Consider the following 21,373-nt stretch of genomic DNA (forward strand, 5'->3'; position numbering starts at 1 on the left):
ATTTTGTAGCAAAATGACCACTTATGTTAAAATTGCATTGAGTGACAATAACTTATGAAAAAAATCATCTTTGCCTCTGTCTTGGGACTCTCGGGAAACGCCATGGCCGCCGAAACGGTAAATATCACCCTGTTGGGCACCTCCGATCTGCACGGCACTTTCGTGCCCTGGGACTACGCCAGCGACACGGAAAACCTGGCGGGCAGCCTGAGCCAGATAGCCACCCAGGTCAAAAAGGTGCGCGCCGAACAGCCCAACCTGATTCTGGTGGACGCCGGCGACACCATCCAGGGCAACTTCGTCGAAACCTTCAAACAGGAGGCCGTCAGCCCGATGATGCTGGGCCTCAACGCGCTTGACTACGACGTTTGGGTGATGGGCAACCACGAATTCGACTTCGGTCTGCCGGCGCTGGCCACGCCGCTCAAACAGTTTAAAGGCGCGGCGCTGGCGGGCAACATCGTCTGGGACAGCGGCAAACCTTATCTGCCGGCCTATACCATCCTCGAACGCCAGGGCGTGAAGATCGGCATCATCGGCATGGACACGCCGATGACTGCGGAATTCGCCAAGGGCACCGATCGCATCAAAGGGCTGAACTTCACCGATCCGGTACAGGCGGTGAAACAGGTCATCAGGCAGATCGACGGCCAGGTCGACGCGATCGTGCTGGTCGCGCATATGGGCATCGACAACGAGAACCAGCGCCCCGGCACCGGCGTGGCGGACATCGCCAACGCCAACCCGGAGCTGACGGCGATCGTCGCCGGCCACATGCATGTGAAAATCGACAAAGCGGTGGTGAACGGCGTCATCATCACGGAGCCGGATAAGTACGGTCGCGCGCTGTCACGCATTGACCTGCAATTTGAACGCCGCGATGGCAAATTCACGCTGATCGACAAAAACAGCTACACCTATTCCATCAAGGGGCTGGCGCCGGACAGCGCCATGCAGGCTCTCTACCAGCCGTATCATGACATTTTGCGCGCCAACGCCAACCGAGTCGTGGCGAAGCTGAGCGGCAGCGATCTGGTGCCTGCCGACGAGTTCCGCGGCATTCCTCAGGTACACGTTCAGGATACCGGCATCAGTGAGTTATTTCAGCAGGCCGCCCGTCACTATGCACCGCTGGCGCAGGTGATCGCCCTGCAGATCGACAACGATCGCGCCAAACTGGATGTCGGCGACATCAAGGCCAAGGATATCGCCTTTAACTACCAATACGCCGGCGGCGAGATCACCGTTTATCAGCTCAACGGCAAAGCGCTTAAACGCTACATGGAGTGGTCTGCCGATTATTTCAATCAGCTGCAGCCGGGCGACGTCACCTACAGCTTTAACCCGGCGCGGCGCTCGTCCAAATATTCCACCAACGATTTCTTCGACGGCGTCACTTACACTATCGATCTGCGTCAACCGGCCGGTTCACGCATCGTCAGTCTGCGCCTGGCAGACGGCACGCCGGTCACCGATGACATGCCGATCCGCCTGGGCATGAACAGTTACCGTATGGGCCATCTGACGCAGAAGGGCGGCGCGCTGGAGGGGCAATCCTTCCCGGTGCTGTTCGACAGCAAAGCGCAATACGGTGAAGAAGAAGGCACCATTCGCAACCTGACTCTGCGCTACCTGACGGAAGTGAAACACGGCCAGTATCAGAGCGTGCCGCCGCAGCGCTGGAAACTGGTTGGCATGGAAGGATACGAACCGCAGCGGGCGATCGTCAAACGGCTGCTCAATGAAGGCGTTATCCAGGTGCCGACCACCGACGACGGGCGCTACACCAACGTCGCCTCGATCAACGTCAAAGACGCGCTGTTCAACAATGCCGACGATTACCGCACCGCCCTCACCTCGCTGGAGCAACAGTGGCAAACCGCCGCGGATCCGGTGCGGCAGCGCCGCCTGCAGGATCGGATCGCGCTGATCAAGGCGCTCAACGATTTCTGATCTTCACCCATAAAAAAGGCCACCCAATGGGTGGCCAAACATGTCGAGATAGTGTTATTTCGTACTCAATGCTTAGCGCTTCAGCACCGCTTTTACCGCGTCGCCGATGTCCGCCAGGCTGCGAACGGTTTTCACGCCCGCCGCTTCCAGCGCAGCAAACTTCTCGTCCGCCGTGCCCTTGCCGCCTGCGATGATGGCGCCCGCGTGGCCCATACGCTTGCCTTTCGGCGCGGTTACGCCGGCGATGTAGCCGACAACCGGTTTGGTGACGTGTTCTTTGATGTAAGCTGCCGCTTCTTCTTCAGCGCTGCCGCCGATCTCACCGATCATCACGATCGCTTCGGTCTGCGGATCCTGCTGGAACATCTTCAGGATATCGATGAAGTTGGAGCCCGGGATCGGGTCGCCGCCGATGCCCACGCAGGTGGACTGGCCCAGACCGGCATCGGTGGTTTGTTTCACCGCTTCATAGGTCAGGGTACCGGAGCGTGAAACGATGCCCACTTTGCCCGGCAGGTGGATGTGGCCAGGCATGATGCCGATTTTGCACTCGCCCGGGGTGATCACGCCTGGGCAGTTTGGCCCGATCATGCGCACGCCGGCTTCGTCCAGTTTCACTTTCACGGTCAGCATGTCCAGAGTCGGGATGCCTTCGGTGATGGTGATGATCAATTTGATGCCGGCATCGATCGCTTCCAGAATGGAGTCTTTGCAGAACGGCGCTGGAACGTAGATGACAGAGGCCGTCGCGCCGGTCGCTTCAACCGCTTCGCGCACGGTGTTAAACACCGGCAGACCCAGGTGCTGAGTGCCGCCTTTGCCCGGGGTGACGCCGCCAACCATTTTGGTGCCGTAAGCGATAGCTTGTTCGGAGTGGAAAGTCCCCTGGCTACCGGTGAAGCCCTGGCAAATTACTTTGGTGTTTTTATCGATTAAGATGGACATTATTTACCCTCCACTGCTGCAACAACTTGCTGAGCCGCATCAGTCAGGCTGGTCGCAGCAATGATATTCAGGCCGCTGTCCGCCAGTTTCTTGGCGCCCAGTTCGGCATTGTTCCCTTCCAGGCGCACAACGACCGGGACGTTAACGCCCACTTCAGCCACTGCGCCGATGATGCCGTCGGCGATCAGATCGCAACGTACGATACCACCGAAGATGTTAACCAGAACCGCTTTCACCTTGTCGTCGGACAGGATGATTTTGAACGCTTCGGTCACGCGCTCTTTGGTCGCGCCGCCGCCAACGTCCAGGAAGTTGGCCGGTTCGCCGCCGTGCAGTTTAACGATGTCCATGGTGCCCATCGCCAGACCGGCGCCGTTCACCATGCAGCCGATGTTGCCGTCGAGGGCAACGTAGTTCAGCTCCCACTGAGCCGCACGGGATTCACGCTCGTCTTCCTGCGAAGGGTCACGCATTTCACGCAGTTCAGGCTGACGGAACAGGGCGTTGCCGTCGGCGCCCAGTTTGCCGTCCAGGCACACCAGATCGCCCTGCTTGGTGATCACCAGCGGGTTGATCTCAACCATCGCCAGGTCGCGCTCCAGGAACAGCGTCGCCAGACCCATGAAGATCTTGGCGAACTGGCTGACTTGCTTGCCGGTCAGGCCCAGTTTGAAGGCCAGCTCACGGCCCTGATAAGGCTGTGGACCCGCCAGCGGATCGATGGTCATTTTGTGGATCAGTTCCGGGGTTTCTTCCGCCACTTTCTCGATTTCCACGCCGCCTTCGGTAGACGCCATGAATACGATGCGACGGGTCGCGCGGTCTACAACGGCGCCCAGGTACAGCTCTTTATCGATGTCGGTCGCCGCTTCTACCAGGATCTGGTTAACCGGCTGGCCCAGCGCGTCAGTCTGGTAAGTCACCAGACGTTTGCCCAACCAGGCTTCCGCGAAGGCACGGATATCTTCTTTGCTGTTGACGACTTTAACGCCGCCCGCTTTACCGCGGCCGCCAGCATGAACCTGACATTTCACCACCCACGGGCCGGAGCCGATTTTGGATGCGGCTTCTTCTGCTTCACGCGGAGTGGTACAGGCGTAACCGGTTGGTGCCGGCATGCCATACCGAGCAAACAGCTGTTTTGCCTGATATTCGTGTAAATTCATGATGTTCTATCCATTCAGTTCTGAAGGTTTTTAGCCGGACCATTATTACGCGGTAAACCGCATGGTTTTCCGGCCACATAGCACAGAGTGCGGGCGCGGCATGCCGCGCCCGGCAAGGGTTACTAGACGTCCAGCAGCAGACGAGCCGGATCTTCCAGCATCTCTTTGACCGTCACCAGATAACCGACGGATTCTTTACCGTCGATCAGGCGGTGGTCATAAGACAGCGCCAGATACATCATCGGCTGGATCACCACCTGACCATTGACCGCCATTGGGCGATCTTTGATGGCGTGCATGCCCAGGATGGCGCTCTGCGGCGGGTTGATGATCGGGGTGGACATCAGGGAGCCGAATACGCCGCCGTTGGTAATGGTGAAGTTACCGCCGGTCAGCTCTTCCACGGTCAGTTTGCCGTCGCGGCCCTTAACGGCCAGCTCTTTGATTTTCTTCTCGATGTCAGCCATGCTCATGGCGTCCACATCGCGCAGTACCGGCGTCACCAGGCCGCGCGGAGTAGAAACCGCGATGCTGATGTCGAAGTAGTTGTGGTAAACCACGTCGGAACCGTCGATCGACGCGTTCACTTCCGGGAAACGCTTCAGCGCTTCAACCACCGCCTTGATGTAGAAGGACATGAAGCCCAGACGCACGCCGTGGCGTTTCTCGAAGGCTTCGCCGTACTGCTTGCGCAGATCCATGATCGGCTGCATGTTGATTTCGTTGAAGGTGGTCAACATCGCGGTGCTGTTTTTCGCTTCCAGCAGACGCTCGGCGACGCGTTTGCGCAGGCGGGTCATCGGCACGCGTTTTTCGCTGCGGCCGGCCAGAGCAGGCTGCGGCGCGGCTTCAGCGGCGGCTGGTTTGGCAGCGGCGCCGCCTTTGGCCAGGTGCGCTTCCACGTCTTCACGCGTAATGCGGCCACCCACGCCAGTGCCTTTGATGGCGCCGGCATCGAGATCGTGTTCAGCAATCAGGCGGCGAATCGCCGGGCTGAGCGCGTCATTGCTTTCTTCTTCCAGGCTCGCGGTCGCGCGCTGTGCAGGCGTGGCTTCTTTCTCCTGGCTCTTCTCAGCGGTCGGCTTGCCGGAGCTGTCGCCCGGACGGATGCGGCCGAGCAGCTGGCGAGACAGTACGGTCGCGCCCTCTTCTTCCACGATAGCATCGAGAATACCCGCTTCACTGGCCGGCACTTCCAACACCACTTTGTCGGTTTCGATTTCAACCAGGACTTCGTCACGCTGAACGCTGTCGCCCGGTTTCTTGTGCCAGGTGGCTACGGTCGCATCGGCAACCGATTCAGGAAGGTCAGGAACCAGAATATCTACGCTACTCATTTAGCTTTCCCTTAAGTTTTTTATCATCTGCTTGCCGGCCCCTCGGCCGGCAAGCGAGCGAACATTAGTCAATATTCAGCGCATCATTCACCAGAGCCTGCTGCTGCTTCTGGTGTACGGACATATAACCCACCGCCGGAGAGGCGGAGGCCGGACGTCCTGCGTAACGTAAAGAAGCCCCGAACGGCACCACTTCACGGAAGTTGTGTTGGCTGCAGTACCAGGCGCCCTGGTTCAGCGGCTCTTCCTGACACCAGACGAAGTCATGCACGTGCGAGTATTGCTCCAGCACGGCCTGCACGGCCTGATGCGGGAACGGATACAGCTGCTCGATGCGCACGATGGCCACGTCTTTCTGCTCGTTCTTGCGACGCTGTTCCAGCAGGTCGTAGTAAACCTTACCGGAGCACAGCACGACGCGCTTGACCGCTTTCGGATCCAAATCGTCGATCTCGCCGATCGCCGGCAGGAAGGTGCCATTGGCCAGCTCGTCCAGCGAAGAGACCGCCAGCGGGTGACGCAGCAGCGACTTCGGCGACATCACCACCAGCGGACGACGCATACCGCGCAGCGCCTGACGACGCAGCATGTGGTAAACCTGCGCCGGCGTGGACGGGACGCACACCTGCATGTTCTGCTCAGCGCACAGCTGCAGATAACGTTCCAGACGCGCGGAGGAGTGCTCTGGGCCCTGGCCTTCATAGCCGTGCGGCAGCAGCATCACCAGGCCGCACATACGGCCCCATTTTTGCTCGCCGGAGCTGATGAACTGATCGATAACAACCTGCGCGCCGTTGGCGAAGTCGCCGAACTGCGCTTCCCAGATGGTCAGCGTGCGCGGTTCCGCCGTGGCGTAGCCGTATTCGAACGCCAGCACCGCCTCTTCAGACAGCACGGAGTCCCAGACCTTGAATTCGCCCTGGCCGCTGTGGATATTCGCCAGCGGAACATAGACCGAACCGTTTTTCTGGTTGTGCACCACCGCGTGACGGTGGAAGAAGGTGCCGCGGCCGGCGTCTTCGCCGGAGATGCGGATTGGAATGCCTTCATCCGCCATGGTGGCGTAGGCCAGCGTTTCGGCGGCGCCCCAGTCGAACGGCTTGTTGCCCGCCGCCATCTCGGCGCGGTCAGCGTAGATTTTCGCCACGCGTGACTGCATTTCGATCGCTTCCGGCACGGTGCTGATGCGGCGGCCCAGTTCCTGCAGACGCTTCATCTCAACCTTGCTCGGGTACTCTTCGTCCCACTCGTGGTTCAGGTACGGCGACCAGGTGAAGGAGTGCAGATTCATCGGACGCCATTCTTCAACCACACAATCGCCGCGGTCGAGCGCATCACGATACAGGTTGACCATTTCCGTGGCATCTTCCAGGCTGGCCACTTTCTGTTCGGTCAGAATGTCAGCGTAGATTTTGCGCGGCGTAGGGTGTTTCTTGATCTTCTGATACATCACCGGCTGGGTGGCGCTCGGCTCATCGGCCTCGTTGTGCCCATGGCGACGGTAGCAGACCAGATCGATCATCACGTCACGCTTAAAGGTGTTACGGAAATCCAACGCCAGGCGAGTGACGAAGGCCACGGCTTCCGGATCGTCCGCGTTAACGTGGAAGATCGGCGCCTGAACCATTTTGGCGATGTCGGTGCAATATTCGGTAGAGCGCGCATCCAGCGGGTTGGAGGTGGTGAAGCCAACCTGGTTGTTGATGACGATGCGCACGGTGCCGCCCACTTCGTAGCCGCGAGCCTGAGACATGTTCAGGGTTTCCTGAACCACGCCCTGGCCGGTAATGGCGGCGTCGCCGTGGATGGTGATCGGCAGCACCATGTTGCTGCGCGCTTCGTCCAGACGATCGCGACGGGCGCGAACCGACCCCATGACCACCGGGCTGACGATCTCCAGGTGCGACGGGTTGAACGCCAGCGCCAGGTGAACCATGCCGCCTTCGGTTTCCACGTCGGAGGAGAAGCCCTGGTGATATTTCACGTCGCCGGTGCCGAGGTGTTCTTTATGCTTGCCGGCGAATTCGTCGAACAGGTCGGCCGGCTTTTTGCCCAGCACGTTGATCAGCACGTTCAGACGGCCGCGGTGGGCCATGCCCAACACCACTTCACGCGTGCCGTTCTTGCCGGCGTGGCGCACCATCTCTTTCAGCATCGGCACCAGCGCGTCGCCGCCTTCCAGCGAGAAGCGTTTGGCGCCCGGGAATTTGGCGCCCAGGTAGCGTTCCAGGCCTTCCGCAGCGGTCAGCTCGTTCAGGAAACGGCGTTTTTCGTCGGCGGTAAAGCTGGCGCGCCCCACCACCGACTCGATGCGCTGCTGGATCCAGCGTTTCTCTTCGGTGTTGGTGATGTGCATGTATTCAGCGCCGATCGAACCGCAATAGGTCTGCTTCAGCGCGGCGTACAGATCGCCCAGCTTCATGGTTTCTTTGCCGATGGCGAAAGAGCCCACGTTGAAGGTTTCCTGGAAATCGGCTTCGGTCAGGTTGTGGTAAGCGGGCTCAAGGTCAGGAACTTGCTCACGCTGCCACAGGCCGAGCGGATCGAGGTTGGCATGCTGATGTCCGCGGAAGCGGAAGGCGTTGATCAGCTGCAGTACCTTGACCTGTTTGGCGTCGGTTGCCGGATCGGTGATGGTGGTGTTGTAGCGCGCGGAGTCTTTCGCCAGGCGGCGGAAGTAGTCGCGCGTTTGAGAGTGGAGCTGATCGGGTTTGACACCCGCGGTTGGTAGCTGTTGAAAAATGGAACGCCAGCTATCTTCAACGGAACCCGGATCGGTTAAGAAATCTTCATAGAGCTGCTCTATGTAAGACTGGTTCGCGCCCGCCAGATAGGAGGAATCCAGCCAGGCCTTCATTGCGCCGTTCTGCATCATGATCCCTTAAGCTTTGAAGCTTTAGTTTTCGCCGTGGTTAACATAATTACCGTGATGAATACGGTTTGCCGTAAAACGGTTCACTCGACGTACTTGCGGCCATGACGGCCCGATACGTTCTGTTATGGACCTTGCGGTCCCTTACAAGGAACCTCTAAAAACCGGCGGAAGAACCAGGCTGCATAGCGCCGCAGCCGCGGGTCAGTTTTTAGAGGTTCCCTCCCCTATGGGATGTGCGCCGGAAAAGAGCCCGGCGCAGCATCTCATTCCGTTTATGCGCCGCGTTGCAGCAGCATGGACTTGATATGCCCGATCGCACGCGTCGGGTTCAAGCCTTTAGGACATACACTGACACAATTCATAATGCTATGGCAGCGGAAAACACTAAAAGCATCGTCCAGATCATCTAAACGTTCTTGCGTTTCCGTGTCACGGCTGTCGATCAGGAAGCGATACGCCGCCAACAGACCGGCAGGCCCGATGAACTTGTCCGGGTTCCACCAGAACGATGGGCACGAAGTCGAGCAGCAGGCGCACAGGATGCACTCGTACAGACCGTCCAGCTTGGCGCGCTGTTCCGGCGACTGCAGGTGCTCACGCGCCGGCGGATTCTTGCCGTCGTTCAGCAGGTATGGCTTGATCTTTTCATACTGGGTGTAGAACTGCCCCATATCCACCACCAGATCGCGCACCACCGGCAGCCCCGGCAGCGGACGGATCACGATCTTGCCGTTGCCTTTGCGCAGCGACGAAACCGGAGTGATGCACGCCAGGCCGTTTTTACCGTTCATATTCAGGCCGTCGGAACCGCACACGCCTTCACGGCATGAGCGACGGAACGACAGGGTCGGATCTTTTTCTTTCAGCTGGATCAACGCATCCAGCAGCATCATGTCACGGCCTTCTTCCGCTTCCAGGGTGTAGTCCTGCATGTGCGGCGCGTCGTCGACATCCGGATTGTAGCGATAAATGGAAAATTCGAGTTTCATCTGTCGATCTCCGCAATTAGTAAGAACGCACTTTCGGCGGGAATGCCGGGCGCAGCTTCGGTTGCATGTTCACTTCACGACGCGTCATGCTTTCCGATTGCGGCAGATACAGCGAATGGCACAGCCAGTTGGCGTCATCGCGTTCCGGGTAGTCGAAGCGGCTGTGTGCGCCACGGCTCTCGGTACGGAAGTTGGCCGACACGGCGGTGGAATACGCGGTCTCCATCAGGTTATCCAACTCCAGGCACTCGATGCGCTGGGTGTTGAACTCGCTGGAGGTATCGTCCAGGCGTGCGTTCTTCAGACGTTCACGGATCACTTTCAGTTCTTCCAGGCCCTTGGCCATCGCATCGCCTTCGCGGAATACCGAGAAGTTGTGCTGCATGCAAGACTGCAGCGCTTTGCGAATTTCGACCGGGTCTTCGCCGGAACGGGTGTTGTTCCAACGGTTCAGACGGTCCAGCGAGGCTTCCACGTCGGAGTCGCTGGCGTCACGGCTCACGCCCTGCTCTTCCAGCGATTCCTGCAGGTGCATGCCGGCGGAACGGCCGAACACCACCAGGTCGAGCAGCGAGTTGCCGCCCAAGCGGTTGGCGCCGTGCACCGATACGCAGGCGATTTCGCCCACGGCGAACAACCCCGGGATCACCACGTCTTCGCCTTTCTCGTTCACGGTCAGCGCCTGGCCGGTCACTTTGGTCGGAATGCCGCCCATCATATAGTGACAGGTTGGGATAACCGGGATCGGCTCTTTCACCGGATCGACGTGCGCGAAGGTGCGGGACAGTTCCAGGATGCCCGGCAGACGGGATTCCAGTACCTCTTTACCCAGGTGATCCAGCTTCAGCTTGGCGTGCGGGCCCCAAGGACCGTCGCAGCCGCGGCCTTCGCGGATTTCGATCATGATCGAACGGGCAACCACGTCGCGCCCCGCCAGATCTTTGGCGTTCGGCGCATAACGCTCCATGAAGCGCTCGCCGTGTTTGTTCAGCAGGTAACCGCCTTCGCCGCGGCAGCCTTCGGTCACCAGCACGCCCGCGCCGGCGATGCCGGTCGGGTGGAACTGCCACATTTCCATGTCCTGCACCGGCACGCCGGCGCGCAGCGCCATGCCGACACCGTCGCCGGTGTTGATGTGGGCGTTGGTGGTGGACTGGTAAATACGGCCTGCGCCGCCGGTCGCCAGCACGGTGGCCTTGGCTTTGAAGTAAACCACTTCACCGGTTTCGATGCAGATAGCCGTGGTGCCGACCACCGCGCCGTCCTGGTTTTTCACCAGATCGAGCGCATACCACTCAGAGAAAATGGTGGTGTGGTTTTTCAGGTTCTGTTGGTACAGGGTGTGCAGCAGCGCGTGGCCGGTACGGTCGGCTGCGGCTGCGGTACGCGCCGCCTGCTCGCCGCCGAAGTTCAGCGACTGACCGCCGAACGGACGCTGATAGATGCGGCCGTCGTCCAGGCGAGAGAACGGCAGGCCCATGTGTTCCAGTTCCAGAATCGCTTCCGGGCCGGTTTTACACATATATTCGATGGCGTCCTGGTCACCGATATAGTCGGAACCTTTCACCGTGTCGTACATATGCCATTCCCAGTTGTCCTCGTGGCTGTTGCCGAGCGCGACGGTGATGCCGCCCTGGGCGGACACGGTATGGGAACGGGTCGGGAAAACTTTGGACAGCAGGGCACAGGTCGAGCCCGCTTGGGAAATTTGCAGCGCGGCACGCATGCCCGCACCGCCGGCGCCGATTACGACGGCATCAAACTCTCTGACTGGCAGTTTCATTTAAGCACCCCACACTACGATTGTTCCGTACAGTAAATAGACCAGCAACGCGACCACGACAGCCAGCTGCAACACCAGGCGAACCGCCAGCGGCTTGACGTAGTCCGTCAGCACCTGCCACAACCCGATCCAGGCGTGAACCAGAATCGACAGCAAGGTCAGCAGAGTGAACACTTTCGTAATGGAAGTGGCGAAGAAACCGCGCCAGATGTCATAAGTGAGTTCCGGAGCCGTGACGAAAAAGCCCAGGATATACAGGACGTACAGGGTGATGATGATAGCGGAAGCACGCAGCAGCAGCCAATCGTGCACGCCGTTGCGCCCTAATGCAGAAACGTTGTTTACCATACGAGGACTCCAGCCAGAACTGACAGCACGACGGTCAGACCGATCGCCACCTGGGCGGAACGGGTGCCGGCGGCCAAACTCTCTTCGATGTAGCCAAAATCCATTAACAAGTGACGGATGCCACCGCAAATGTGATAGGCCAGCGCCGTGAGGATGCCCCAGAATATGAATTTGACGATGAAGCTATTCATGATGGCGGCCGCCTGCAGGAACCCCTCTTGGGAAGAGAGTGACAGGCCCAGCAGCCAGAGGAGGATACCCACGGCAACGAAGGTAATTACGCCAGAGACTCGGTGTAAGATAGACGCTATCGCAGTTACGGGGAACCGGATCGTTTGCAGATCCAAGTTGACAGGTCGTTGTTTTTTCACGTATTTGCCCACACAGCTCTTATTATTTTCCTTCCTCCGGGCCTGGGCGGGGATCAGACAGCGTTAAGAGCCTAAAACCCTTACACGTCACGCGCTCAAACATCAACATCCTCTGTGCTCAAACGGCGCGCATTTATAACGCTGGGTGCTCCTACTTCAGGGTAATCCGGAGACCTGGCGGCAGTATAGGAGGATCACATTCTGATTACAATTCTCATACAACCGCTTTGATAACATTTCCCCCGAACAGTGATTCAGATCACGGATTTCACAATTAGTGCAAAATTAATTATCTGATTTGACAAGAGATCAACATTTCCATTACATATAGGGGCACAAACGGTCCTATGATGCGCTACGGGTCAGCAGATACACTTCCCCCCGGGTTCGAGTTATGCAACAGTGTATTTGGCGAACCTATCCCAATAGCCGTTGTTTCCCGCTCGATTTTGCCGGCGTCAAAAAGCAAATAAAGCAAATAAAAACAGTTTATTGGGATAGGTTCACATCTCTTCGAACAGCTCATAGGTAAGATTAACAGACTATAACGAATTACTCTGAATCGTTAACAACTGGTCACCCGTCTCGTTCGCCTGGTCAGCACTCTGTACCCTACCCGCGCACAGTTGCGCAGTCGCTCACAGAGTTAGCGTCCGCACCATTTTTTGCGGGCAACCTGCAGAGATTTAAGGTATTTCAGTTGTTAGTGGTTTTTAAAATAAGGCGCTAAGGAGACAGTAAATGACTGATAAGAAAGCGACGCTAACCATTAACGACAGCGAAGCTCCGATCGAACTGGGCGTATTGACACCGACACTGGGCCCTGATGTCCTCGATGTCCGCGCTCTGGGTTCCAAAGGTTATTTCACATTTGATCCCGGCTTTACCTCCACCGCTTCTTGCGAATCCAAGATTACCTTCATCGACGGCGACAAAGGCGTGCTGCTGCACCGCGGCTTCCCTATCGAACAGCTGGCGAAAGAATCTTCCTACCTGGAAGTGTGCTACATCCTGCTGTACGGCGAGACCCCGACGCCGGAAGAGTTCGAGACCTTCAAAACGACCGTAACCCGCCACACCATGATCCACGACCAGATCACCCATCTGTTCCGTGGCTTCCGTCGCGACTCGCACCCGATGGCGGTGCTGTGCGGCGTGACCGGCGCGCTGGCGGCGTTCTACCACGATGCGCTGGACGTCAACAACGAGCGTCACCGTGAAATCACCGCGTTCCGTCTGCTGTCCAAAATGCCGACCGTGGCCGCGATGTGCTACAAATACTCCCTGGGCCAGCCGTTCGTTTATCCGCGCAACGATCTGTCCTATGCCGGCAACTTCCTGCACATGATGTTCGCCACCCCGTGCGAAGAGTACGTGGTGAACCCGGTATTGGAACGCGCCATGGATCGCATCCTGATCCTGCACGCCGACCATGAGCAGAACGCCTCTACCTCGACCGTGCGCACCGCCGGCTCTTCCGGTGCCAACCCGTTCGCCTGCATCGCGGCCGGCATCGCCTCCCTGTGGGGGCCGGCGCACGGCGGCGCCAACGAAGCGGCGCTGAAAATGCTGGAAGAGATCAAGACCGTCGATCACATTCCGGAATTCATCAAGCGCGCCAAGGACAAGAACGACTCCTTCCGCCTGATGGGCTTCGGCCACCGCGTGTACAAGAACTACGATCCGCGCGCCACCGTGATGCGCGAGACCTGTCACGAAGTGCTGAAAGAGCTGAACAAGAAGGACGACAACCTGCTGCAGGTGGCGATGGAGCTGGAGCACATCGCGCTGAACGACCCGTACTTCATCGAGAAGAAACTGTACCCGAACGTCGACTTCTACTCCGGCATCATCCTGAAGGCGATGGGCATTCCTTCTTCCATGTTCACCGTGATCTTCGCCATCGCGCGCACCATCGGCTGGATCGCGCACTGGAACGAAATGCACGACGAAGGCATCAAAATTGCCCGTCCGCGTCAGCTGTACACCGGCTATGCCGAGCGTGATTTCAAATCCCAGCTGAAAACCAAGTAAGCCGCTTCCCCGGCTGAAACCGCACAGCGCCGCCCCTTCGGGCGGCGTTTTTTTGCTTATTTCTGGCAGCCCGGGCACCAATAAAACGGCCGCGACGACAGGTCGGTGCGCACAATCATCGCGCCGCAGCGCTCACAGGGCTCGCCGCTGCGATGAAACACCTTGAAGCGAAACAGCGCGCCGTGATGGCGGTTCTCATCCGCCTGCCCACGCGTCTGATAGGAAAGACGCGGCACCGCCAGCAGCGCCTCCGCCAGACGCCAAAGCGCTTCCGGCGCCAGATCCTGCGGTTTGTGCTGCGGCGCCAGTTCGGCCTGCCACAGAATTTCGGCGCGCAGATAATTGCCCAATCCGGCGAGAAACGCCTGGTCGAGCAGCATGCCGCCCAGCTGCCTGCGGCGAAAACGCGGCGTCAGCAAACGCTCCTGCACCTCATCCACCGTCAACGTCATGTCCAGCACGTCGGGGCCGATGCGTTGCAGGAACGGGTGCTGTTCTATCTCCTCGCGCGGCCCGACGGTGATGTCAGACGCGCTGTAGAGCAATATTGCGCTGCGAGCGGTTTCCAGCCGCACCCGCAGATCGCGCTTGGTCTCCGGCGTCTCTCCTGCCGCCGCCACTTTCCACACGCCATACAGCTGGTTATGGCTGTACATCGTCAGCCCATTGGAGAAATGGGTCAGCAGCGCCTTGCCGCGCGGCTCGATGGCGACGATGCGCTCGCCGATCAGACGCTGGCGATAGTGTTTCAACTGAGGAAAAGCGAAATCGACGGCGGTCAACGGCTGATCGATCACCGCCGCCGCCAGTTTGTCCGCCGCCCGGCGAATCTCCGGTCCTTCCGGCATAGACCACTCCTTGCGTAGGCCCGGCGCAGCCCGGTGCGCCGGGAGTGTTCTTGATTAATGCGTTGCGCCACCCACCACTTTCAGATCGTGTTCCACCTGCAAAGCAATGGAAACGGCCAGCTCCAGCGCAAACAGCACCGTCGAAGCCGCCATGCTCGGCGCACCGGGGTGGGCCGCCGCCTGTTCCGGCAGGTACGGAATATGGATAAAACCGCCCTTCACCTCACGCTGGCCGCTCAAACGGTGCAGCAGCCCATACATCACATGGTTGCACACGTAGGTGCCGGCAGTCTGCGAAACGGCGGCCGGAATGCCGGCCTCGCGCATCGAACTGACCATCGCTTTGATCGGCAAGGTGCTGAAATAGGCCGCCGGACCGCCGGCGACGATCGGCTCATCCACCGGCTGCTGCCCCTGATTGTCGGGAATGCGCGCATCGTCGACGTTGATCGCCACCCGTTCAATCGTGATATCGGTGCGGCCGCCGGCCTGGCCGATAGCCAGCACCATCACCGGCTGCACCTCATCGATCGCCGCATTGAGCGCCTCCAGCGCCGCGCCGAACACGCACGGCAGCTGGCGCGCCACGATGCGCGTGCCGACCAGCTCCATATCATTGAGCTGCTTCACCACTTCCCAGGAGGGGTTAAGGCGCTCACCGCCAAACGGCTCAAAGCCGGTAATCAATACTTTTTGCATCCTTACTCCTACAGGAACATCAGGAAATACAGCAGGAACACGTTAACCAACAGCAGCAGCACGCCGGTCGGCACCTGCGCCTTGATCACCGCATTCTTGTCCGGCAACTCCAGCAGCGCCGCCGGCACAATGTTGAAGTTCGCCGCCATCGGCGTCATCAGGGTGCCGCAATAGCCGGAGAACATGCCGATCGCCGCCATCACCGCCGGGTTGCCGCCGTGCTGCAACACCAGGATCGGAATGCCGATGCCGGCGGTAACGATCGGGAAAGCGGCGAAGGCGTTGCCCATCACCATGGTCAGCACCGCCATACCGATAGCGTAGACCGCCACGGCGATAAAACGGTTATCGACCGCCAGATATTCCTGGGTCAAATGCGAGATCGCGGTGCCGACGCCGGCGACGGTAAACAGCAGCCCCAGCGTGGCGAGGATCTGCGGCAGAATGAACGCCCAGCCGATCGAATCCAGCAGGCGCCGCGCTTCCTGTATCGGCTGCAGCGCCTTCTCATGGGTCATTGTCACCGCGATCGCCAACCCGATCAGGCAGCCGACGGTCATCGAGAACAGGGTAATTAGCGTCGCGTGGTTACCGCTGCCGAATACCGCGTTTTGCAACGCCGGCACGTTGTTGAACAGCAGCACGCCGACCACCGTCACCACCGGGATCGCCAGCGCGGGAATGAACAGCTTGTTGCCCAGGCGCTTGGCGCTCGCCTCGCGCTCCTGCGGCGTCCGCTGGTGATAGCTGCCGAGGCGCACGCCGCCGAAGCCGGCAATCAGGGCCATCACCACCACCACCGCGCCAACGATGATATGCAGCATGCGTTTTTCGTTACTGCCCTCGCCCAGTACATCGCCCAGCAGGCGATAAGTCCAGTCGCCGACCAGGAATACCAGGCCGTACAGCCCCCAAAACAGCCCGGTGGTGATGCGGCGCGGGTTGGCGCGATCGCGCAAGGACATCACCGCCACAATCAGCAGCACCGCGCCGGCCAGCCAGTAAAGGTATTGTTGCTGGAAGTTCATCGCGCTTCCCCCTTCGCCTGCAGCGCCGCCTGATTCAGCTGCGCCAGCTCGGCGCTCAGCTGTTTATCCATCCGATACAGCCGGAACGCGTGGATCAGGAAAGCGAAAATGGCGGTCGGAATGCCCCACAGCGCGATATGCAGCGGCTCGGTCTGAATGCCGCCGGACTCCAGCATAAAGTTATGCATGAAGATGATCGCACCGAAGGCCACGAAGATATCCTCGCCGAAGAACAGCCCGACGTTGTCGGTAGCGGCCGACATGGCGCGCAGGCGGTGGCGGGTACGCTCCGGCAGCTCGCCGTAGCGGTTTTCCGTCGCCCCTTCCGCCATCGGCGCCAGCAGCGGCCGCACCATCTGCGGATGCCCGCCCAGGCTGGTCAGCCCCATCGCCGCGGTGATCTCGCGCACGAACAGGTACACGATCAGCAAACGGCCGGCGGTGGCGCTTTTGATCTTGGCGATCCACGCCTGCGCCCGCTCTTTCAGCCCGTGACGTTCCAGCAGGCCGATCACCGCCAGCGGCAGCAGCAGGATCAGCGGCAGGTTTCGGGTATTGAGAAAGCCCTCGCCGAGCTTTTCCAGAATGACGTCCAGCGGCATCAGCGCCGCCAGACCGGTGATGATGCCGGCGGCGATCACCACCAGCACCGGATTGAAACGCAATACAAACCCGACCACGATCGCGGCGATGCCGATCAGTGGCCAGAGATTCACGGCCTGTTCCATAGTCTTCCCTCGATATTTTCTAATAATTTTTTGTTTGTGATGTTGTGTCTTGCTTTACTGCTCTGCGCTGACGCGGATGCCCTGTTGAACAAAACTGTCCCGCAGCTTGCGCGCATACGCCAGCGCATGCTCGCCGTCCCCGTGCAGGCAGACGGTCTCCGCCTGTACGGCGGTCCAAACGCCATCGACGCTGCGCACCCGGTGATGGCGCACCATCTCCAGGGTTTGCGCCAGCGCTTGTTCATCATCCTCGATCAATGCCCCCGGCAAACCGCGCGGCACCAGCGTGCCGTCGGCCTGATAACCGCGATCGGCGAACACCTCCTGCCGGGTGGTCAGACCGAGCCGTTGCCCGGCGCGGATCAGCTCGCTGCCGGCCAGCCCCACCAGCCGCAGCGCCGGATCAACCGCCTGCACCGCCCGGGCGATGGCTTCCGCCAGCGCCGGCTCAACCGCCGCCTGGTTGTACAGCATGCCGTGCGGCTTAACGTGCACCATCACCCCGCCCTCGGCGCGGGCGATGGCCGCCAGCGCCCCGAGCTGATACACCACCTGCGCGTACACCGTTTCCGGCGGCAGCTGCATGCGGGTGCGGCCGAAGTTCTCCCGATCGGGAAAACTCGGGTGAGCACCGATCGCCACGCCGTACTGCAATGCCCAGCGCACCGACTGACGCATGGTCTGCGCATCGCCGGCGTGGAAGCCGCAGGCGATGTTGGCCGAGCTCACCAATTGCAACAGCGCCTGATCGTTGGCGCAGCCTTCGCCGAGATCGGCGTTCAAATCAACGATCATGTAACCCCCAGGCAATCTGTCGAAGGAAGAGATCCTGCTCGGCTTTGGCGCGCTGCGCCTCCGTCAGTGAGCAGAGAACGAAGTGGATCGGTTCGCCGAGACGGATCTGCGCCAAGTGGTAGAGATCGGCTTCGATCACGCAGGCGATACGCGGGTAACCGCCGGTGGTTTGCGCATCGGCCATCAACACGATCGGCTGGCCGTTGTGCGGCACCTGCACCACGCCGGGCAGCAGGCCGTGCGACAGCATCTCGCGGTCGGTGGTGCGCTCCAGTGGCGTACCGCCGTGCAAGCGGTAGCCCATGCGGTTGCTCTGCGGGCTGAGCTGCCAGGCGGTGCGCCAAAACGTATCCTGCGCCTCTTCGCTGAATTCGGCGTACTCCGGCCCCGGCAGCGCGCGGATGCGGTTGGTGAACAGCAGCTGTTTCACGCCGCAGCGATGTTGCGGTTGAGCGGCAGATTTGCCCAGCGGCAGCCGATCGCCGTCCTTCAGGTTACGGCCTTCGTGGCCGCCAAAGGCAGCTTTCATGTCGGTGCTGCACGAGCCCAGCATTTCCGGCACGGCGATACCGCCCGAGATCGCCAGGTAGCTGCGCATGCCGCGTTTCGGCGTGCCCAACGCCAGCCGCTGCCCCTTTTTCACCGGGTAGCGCCAGCCGGTCCACAGCGGCTTACCGTCCAGCTGCGCGTCGCAGCCGGCGCCGGTCAGGGCGATCCAGCCGGGGCGGGTAAACTCGGCGCTGAACTGGCCGAGCGTGATCTCCAGCCCGGCGGCCTCCGGCGCATTGCCCACCAGCAGGTTGGCGATCTTCAGCGCCGGTTGATCCAGCGCCCCGCCGGTGCTGATGCCCAAGCGGCGGAATCCCTCGCGGCCCAAATCCTGCACCGTGGTATAGATGCCGGCACGCAGAATAATCAGCATACGCCCTCCTTCTGCGGCACGAAGCGCACGTTATCGCCCGGGCGCAGCAGCGTCGGCGGCATTTCATGCGGATTGAACAGCGCCAGCGGCGTGCGGCCAATCAGTTGCCAGCCGCCGGGCGTCACCAGCGGATAGATGCCGGTCTGGCCGCCGCCGATGCCGACGGAGCCAGCCGCCACCGCCAGACGCGGCTCAGCGCGGCGTGGCGTCGCCAGTTGCTCCGGCATGCCGCCCAAATAGGAGAAGCCCGGCTGAAAGCCGAGGAAATAGACCACATAGGCCGCCGCCGCGTGGCATTCCACCACCTGCCGCGGCGTCATGCCGGTATGGCGCGCCACGTCATCCAGATCGGGGCCTTGCTCCCCGCCGTAGACCACCGGAATATCCACCTGGCGCGATTCCGGCGTCAGGCTCTCTTTGCTTTCCCAACCTTGCTGCAGCAATGCGAGCATCGCTTCGGCGTCGGCCTGCGGCGTATGCAGCAACAGCGTCAGGTTATTCATCCCCGGCACCACTTCCCGCACGTCGGGGTGGTGATTCAGCTTTTCCGCCAGCGCCCAGATGCGCTGCTGGCTCGGCAACGTCACCGGCGGCGACAGTTCAAGCACTACCGCTCTTTCACCTAAAAGGTAATAACGCGCTTGTTGCACCCTTATTCTCCTTATTATTATCGCGCTGAAAAACACACCAGTTATGCGTGACGCAGCCCCGGCTGTCAATAGAACGCAACCATAAGGAAAATAAGGAAATAGCGCGGTAAAAGGATTCAGCCGGCGCGCAGGCCGGGCTGGATCCGACGCAGAAAAAAATCAGGCGGGATTCGGGATATCGATAAAGGTCACATCAAAACCGTGGCGCTGAGCCAGCCATTCCCCCAGCGCTTTCACGCCGCCGCGCTCGGTCGCGTGGTGGCCGGCGGCAAAGAAATGCACGCCCATTTCGCGCGCGCTGTGAATGGTCTGCTCAGACACTTCACCGCTGATGAAAGCATCGACGCCGAAGCGCGCCGCGCTGTCGATAAAGCCCTGGCCGCCGCCGGTGCACCAGGCCACTCGGCGAATATGCTCAGGCGCGTTATCGCCGCAGTGCAGCACCGCGCGCCCCAGCCGGCTTTCGATGCGCTGTTGCAGCGCTTCGCCGGTCAGCGGCTGCTCGAATTCCCCGTGCGGCACCAGCGGCTCGACGTCGCCAATCACCCGAATGCCCAGCGCCTGCGCCAGCTGCGCGTTGTTGCCCAGCACCGGATGCGCGTCCAGCGGCAAGTGGTAGCCGTACAGATTGATGTCGTGGGTCAACAGCGTTTTCAGGCGGTTGCGCTTCATGCCGCGCACCGCCGGCGCCTCGTTTTTCCAGAAATAGCCGTGATGCACGATGATCGCGTCGGCCTGATGCGCCACCGCGGCGTCCAACAGCGCCTGACAGGCGGTGACGCCGGTCACGATGCGCTGCACGTGCGGGCGCCCTTCCACCTGCAATCCATTGGGGGCATAGTCCTGAAACGCCGCGGCGTTCAGTTCCGTGTTGATCAGTTGTTCCAGATCGAGGTTACGCATTCTCTTCTCTCTTCATAGTCAAAATGTCTGCCGGTCGCCCTGCGCCATCAGGATGAATTTCACCCCCAGATCGTTGCCCTGCGCCAGCTGCTGCGCAATGGCGGCGCGCGCCTCTTCGCCCTGCTTCAGGCTCGGTTTGATGTGGCTGATCACCACCGGCAGACCGTTCAGCGAGCCTTCGCCGCCGCTGTACTGCGTCAGGTTCTTCAGCTCCTTCAGCAGCCAGGCCGGCGTCAGATGGCCGTACAGATGTTTGTCCTCCACCCCGTTAGGGTAAGAGGTTTCGATAATCATGCCCTTGAGCTTTTTCTGCTCGACAAGCGGCCCCAGCACGCGCCACACGGTATCGAGATCGCGCGACTGCTCCACCTTGTCCGGCCCGGTATCGCCGAAGTAGGCGAAGAACTCGTTGCCGTTGGAAATCAGCAGCATTGACGACGGGTAGCGATCGTGGCTGAGCGGGTACATCACGCCGGTCAACCCGGTCAGGCCGAGGGTAAAGCGCTGCTGCGGCCGCACCGTTTGCAGCCGGTAGGTGCCCAGCCGCGAACCGTTGCCGGCGTCGGTAAAGTTCGGCCAGGCCTTCCAGTTGAAGTAATGGTTGCGCAGGGTCAGCACGGTGTCCGCCTGGGCGTAAACGGTTTTTTTATTATCCTCGGGCGAGCCGACGATCAGCCCCGCCACGTGGTCCAGATGGCCGTGGCTGATGAAATAGCCGCCGATCAACTGCCGGAACACATAGCCCTGCGGCGTATAAGGCGCGGCCAGCTCGGGGGTCACCTGCGGGAAACTGCCCTTCTCCAGCCCTTTGGCGATGCCCGGCAGCAGCGAGCCGGCGTCCAGCGCCACATACTGCGGCTGATTATCGCTGCGGATCAGATAAGAGGTCAGGTTGCCGTCGCTGACGCCGCCGTCGACGCCCAGCGCCACCACGTCAAAGCCGGCGATCGCCAGCGCGGAATAGCCGCTCAGGCACAGGGCCAGCACCTTTTTCATCAT

The 21,373-nt window shown here is 60.4% G+C and carries 19 protein-coding genes; 2 read left to right on the forward strand and 17 right to left on the reverse strand.

Annotated features, from left to right (window positions below; all coding sequences use genetic code 11):
• Positions 1 to 54: 54 nt before the first annotated feature.
• Positions 55 to 1,953, forward strand: a complete 1,899-nt coding sequence (locus ACUTQY_RS10720) for a bifunctional metallophosphatase/5'-nucleotidase (RefSeq protein WP_445583298.1) — start codon at positions 55 to 57, stop codon at positions 1,951 to 1,953.
• Positions 1,954 to 2,025: 72 nt separating this feature from the next.
• Here ACUTQY_RS10720 and sucD read toward each other — a convergent pair whose 3' ends face one another.
• From sucD to sdhC, 8 genes are all read right to left on the reverse strand, one after another.
• Positions 2,026 to 2,898 (reverse strand): succinate--CoA ligase subunit alpha, encoded by an 873-nt coding sequence (gene sucD / locus ACUTQY_RS10725; RefSeq protein WP_004939878.1) that lies wholly within the window; start codon positions 2,896 to 2,898, stop codon positions 2,026 to 2,028.
• Positions 2,898 to 4,064, reverse strand: a complete 1,167-nt coding sequence (gene sucC, locus ACUTQY_RS10730; protein WP_015376978.1) for an ADP-forming succinate--CoA ligase subunit beta — start codon at positions 4,062 to 4,064, stop codon at positions 2,898 to 2,900. The genes sucD and sucC overlap by 1 nt, the downstream gene beginning before the upstream one ends.
• Before the next feature lie 122 nt (positions 4,065 to 4,186).
• Positions 4,187 to 5,401 carry a 2-oxoglutarate dehydrogenase complex dihydrolipoyllysine-residue succinyltransferase gene (gene odhB, locus ACUTQY_RS10735; RefSeq protein ID WP_033642197.1) on the reverse strand — a complete coding sequence of 405 codons (1,215 nt, stop codon included), beginning with the start codon at positions 5,399 to 5,401 and terminating at the stop codon, positions 4,187 to 4,189.
• A 64-nt stretch (positions 5,402 to 5,465) separates the two neighbouring features.
• The gene (gene sucA, locus ACUTQY_RS10740; RefSeq protein ID WP_033644215.1) at positions 5,466 to 8,273 is read right to left on the reverse strand and encodes a 2-oxoglutarate dehydrogenase E1 component; all 2,808 of its coding nucleotides are present in this window, start codon (positions 8,271 to 8,273) and stop codon (positions 5,466 to 5,468) included.
• Positions 8,274 to 8,548: 275 nt separating this feature from the next.
• Positions 8,549 to 9,265 carry a succinate dehydrogenase iron-sulfur subunit gene (locus tag ACUTQY_RS10745; protein ID WP_015376975.1) on the reverse strand — a complete coding sequence of 239 codons (717 nt, stop codon included), beginning with the start codon at positions 9,263 to 9,265 and terminating at the stop codon, positions 8,549 to 8,551.
• Positions 9,266 to 9,281: 16 nt separating this feature from the next.
• Positions 9,282 to 11,048 (reverse strand): succinate dehydrogenase flavoprotein subunit, encoded by a 1,767-nt coding sequence (gene sdhA / locus ACUTQY_RS10750; RefSeq protein WP_015376974.1) that lies wholly within the window; start codon positions 11,046 to 11,048, stop codon positions 9,282 to 9,284.
• Entirely contained in the window at positions 11,049 to 11,396 is a 348-nt protein-coding gene (gene sdhD / locus ACUTQY_RS10755) for a succinate dehydrogenase membrane anchor subunit (protein WP_004939891.1), read from the reverse strand.
• Positions 11,390 to 11,779, reverse strand: a complete 390-nt coding sequence (gene sdhC, locus ACUTQY_RS10760) for a succinate dehydrogenase cytochrome b556 subunit (RefSeq protein WP_004939893.1) — start codon at positions 11,777 to 11,779, stop codon at positions 11,390 to 11,392. Before sdhC ends, sdhD begins: the two co-directional genes overlap by 7 nt.
• A 729-nt stretch (positions 11,780 to 12,508) precedes the next feature.
• On the opposite strand from sdhC, the gene ACUTQY_RS10765 reads away from it, so the two are divergent.
• Positions 12,509 to 13,801, forward strand: a complete 1,293-nt coding sequence (locus tag ACUTQY_RS10765) for a citrate synthase (RefSeq protein WP_033642196.1) — start codon at positions 12,509 to 12,511, stop codon at positions 13,799 to 13,801.
• A 56-nt stretch (positions 13,802 to 13,857) separates the two neighbouring features.
• On the opposite strand, the gene nei is transcribed toward ACUTQY_RS10765, so the two are convergent.
• The 9 genes from nei to ACUTQY_RS10810 form a co-directional block, all read right to left on the reverse strand.
• A complete protein-coding gene (nei, locus tag ACUTQY_RS10770) occupies positions 13,858 to 14,649 on the reverse strand; it encodes an endonuclease VIII (protein ID WP_046686580.1) in 792 nt (263 codons plus the stop codon).
• A gap of 54 nt (positions 14,650 to 14,703) precedes the next feature.
• Complete coding sequence (pcp, locus tag ACUTQY_RS10775) at positions 14,704 to 15,348, reverse strand: pyroglutamyl-peptidase I (protein ID WP_016928732.1); 645 nt, start codon at positions 15,346 to 15,348, stop codon at positions 14,704 to 14,706.
• 8 nt (positions 15,349 to 15,356) lie between these two features.
• The gene (locus ACUTQY_RS10780; protein WP_033642193.1) at positions 15,357 to 16,376 is read right to left on the reverse strand and encodes a DUF979 domain-containing protein; all 1,020 of its coding nucleotides are present in this window, start codon (positions 16,374 to 16,376) and stop codon (positions 15,357 to 15,359) included.
• Positions 16,373 to 17,104 (reverse strand): DUF969 domain-containing protein, encoded by a 732-nt coding sequence (locus ACUTQY_RS10785; RefSeq protein ID WP_016928734.1) that lies wholly within the window; start codon positions 17,102 to 17,104, stop codon positions 16,373 to 16,375. Before ACUTQY_RS10785 ends, ACUTQY_RS10780 begins: the two co-directional genes overlap by 4 nt.
• 54 nt (positions 17,105 to 17,158) lie before the next feature.
• Positions 17,159 to 17,899: a 5-oxoprolinase subunit PxpA gene (gene pxpA / locus ACUTQY_RS10790; RefSeq protein ID WP_004939906.1), complete on the reverse strand. Its 741-nt coding sequence runs from the start codon at positions 17,897 to 17,899 to the stop codon at positions 17,159 to 17,161.
• Positions 17,889 to 18,821, reverse strand: a complete 933-nt coding sequence (pxpC, locus tag ACUTQY_RS10795) for a 5-oxoprolinase subunit PxpC (RefSeq protein WP_046686579.1) — start codon at positions 18,819 to 18,821, stop codon at positions 17,889 to 17,891. Before pxpC ends, pxpA begins: the two co-directional genes overlap by 11 nt.
• Entirely contained in the window at positions 18,815 to 19,471 is a 657-nt protein-coding gene (pxpB, locus tag ACUTQY_RS10800) for a 5-oxoprolinase subunit PxpB (protein WP_071845083.1), read from the reverse strand. Before pxpB ends, pxpC begins: the two co-directional genes overlap by 7 nt.
• Positions 19,472 to 19,630: 159 nt before the next feature.
• Positions 19,631 to 20,374, reverse strand: coding sequence for a type 2 GTP cyclohydrolase I (locus tag ACUTQY_RS10805; protein WP_046686577.1), 744 nt, complete (start codon positions 20,372 to 20,374; stop codon positions 19,631 to 19,633).
• A gap of 18 nt (positions 20,375 to 20,392) precedes the next feature.
• Positions 20,393 to 21,373 (reverse strand): MBL fold metallo-hydrolase, encoded by a 981-nt coding sequence (locus ACUTQY_RS10810; protein WP_047025695.1) that lies wholly within the window; start codon positions 21,371 to 21,373, stop codon positions 20,393 to 20,395.

This window comes from Serratia sp. TSA_130.1 (assembly GCF_052691795.1).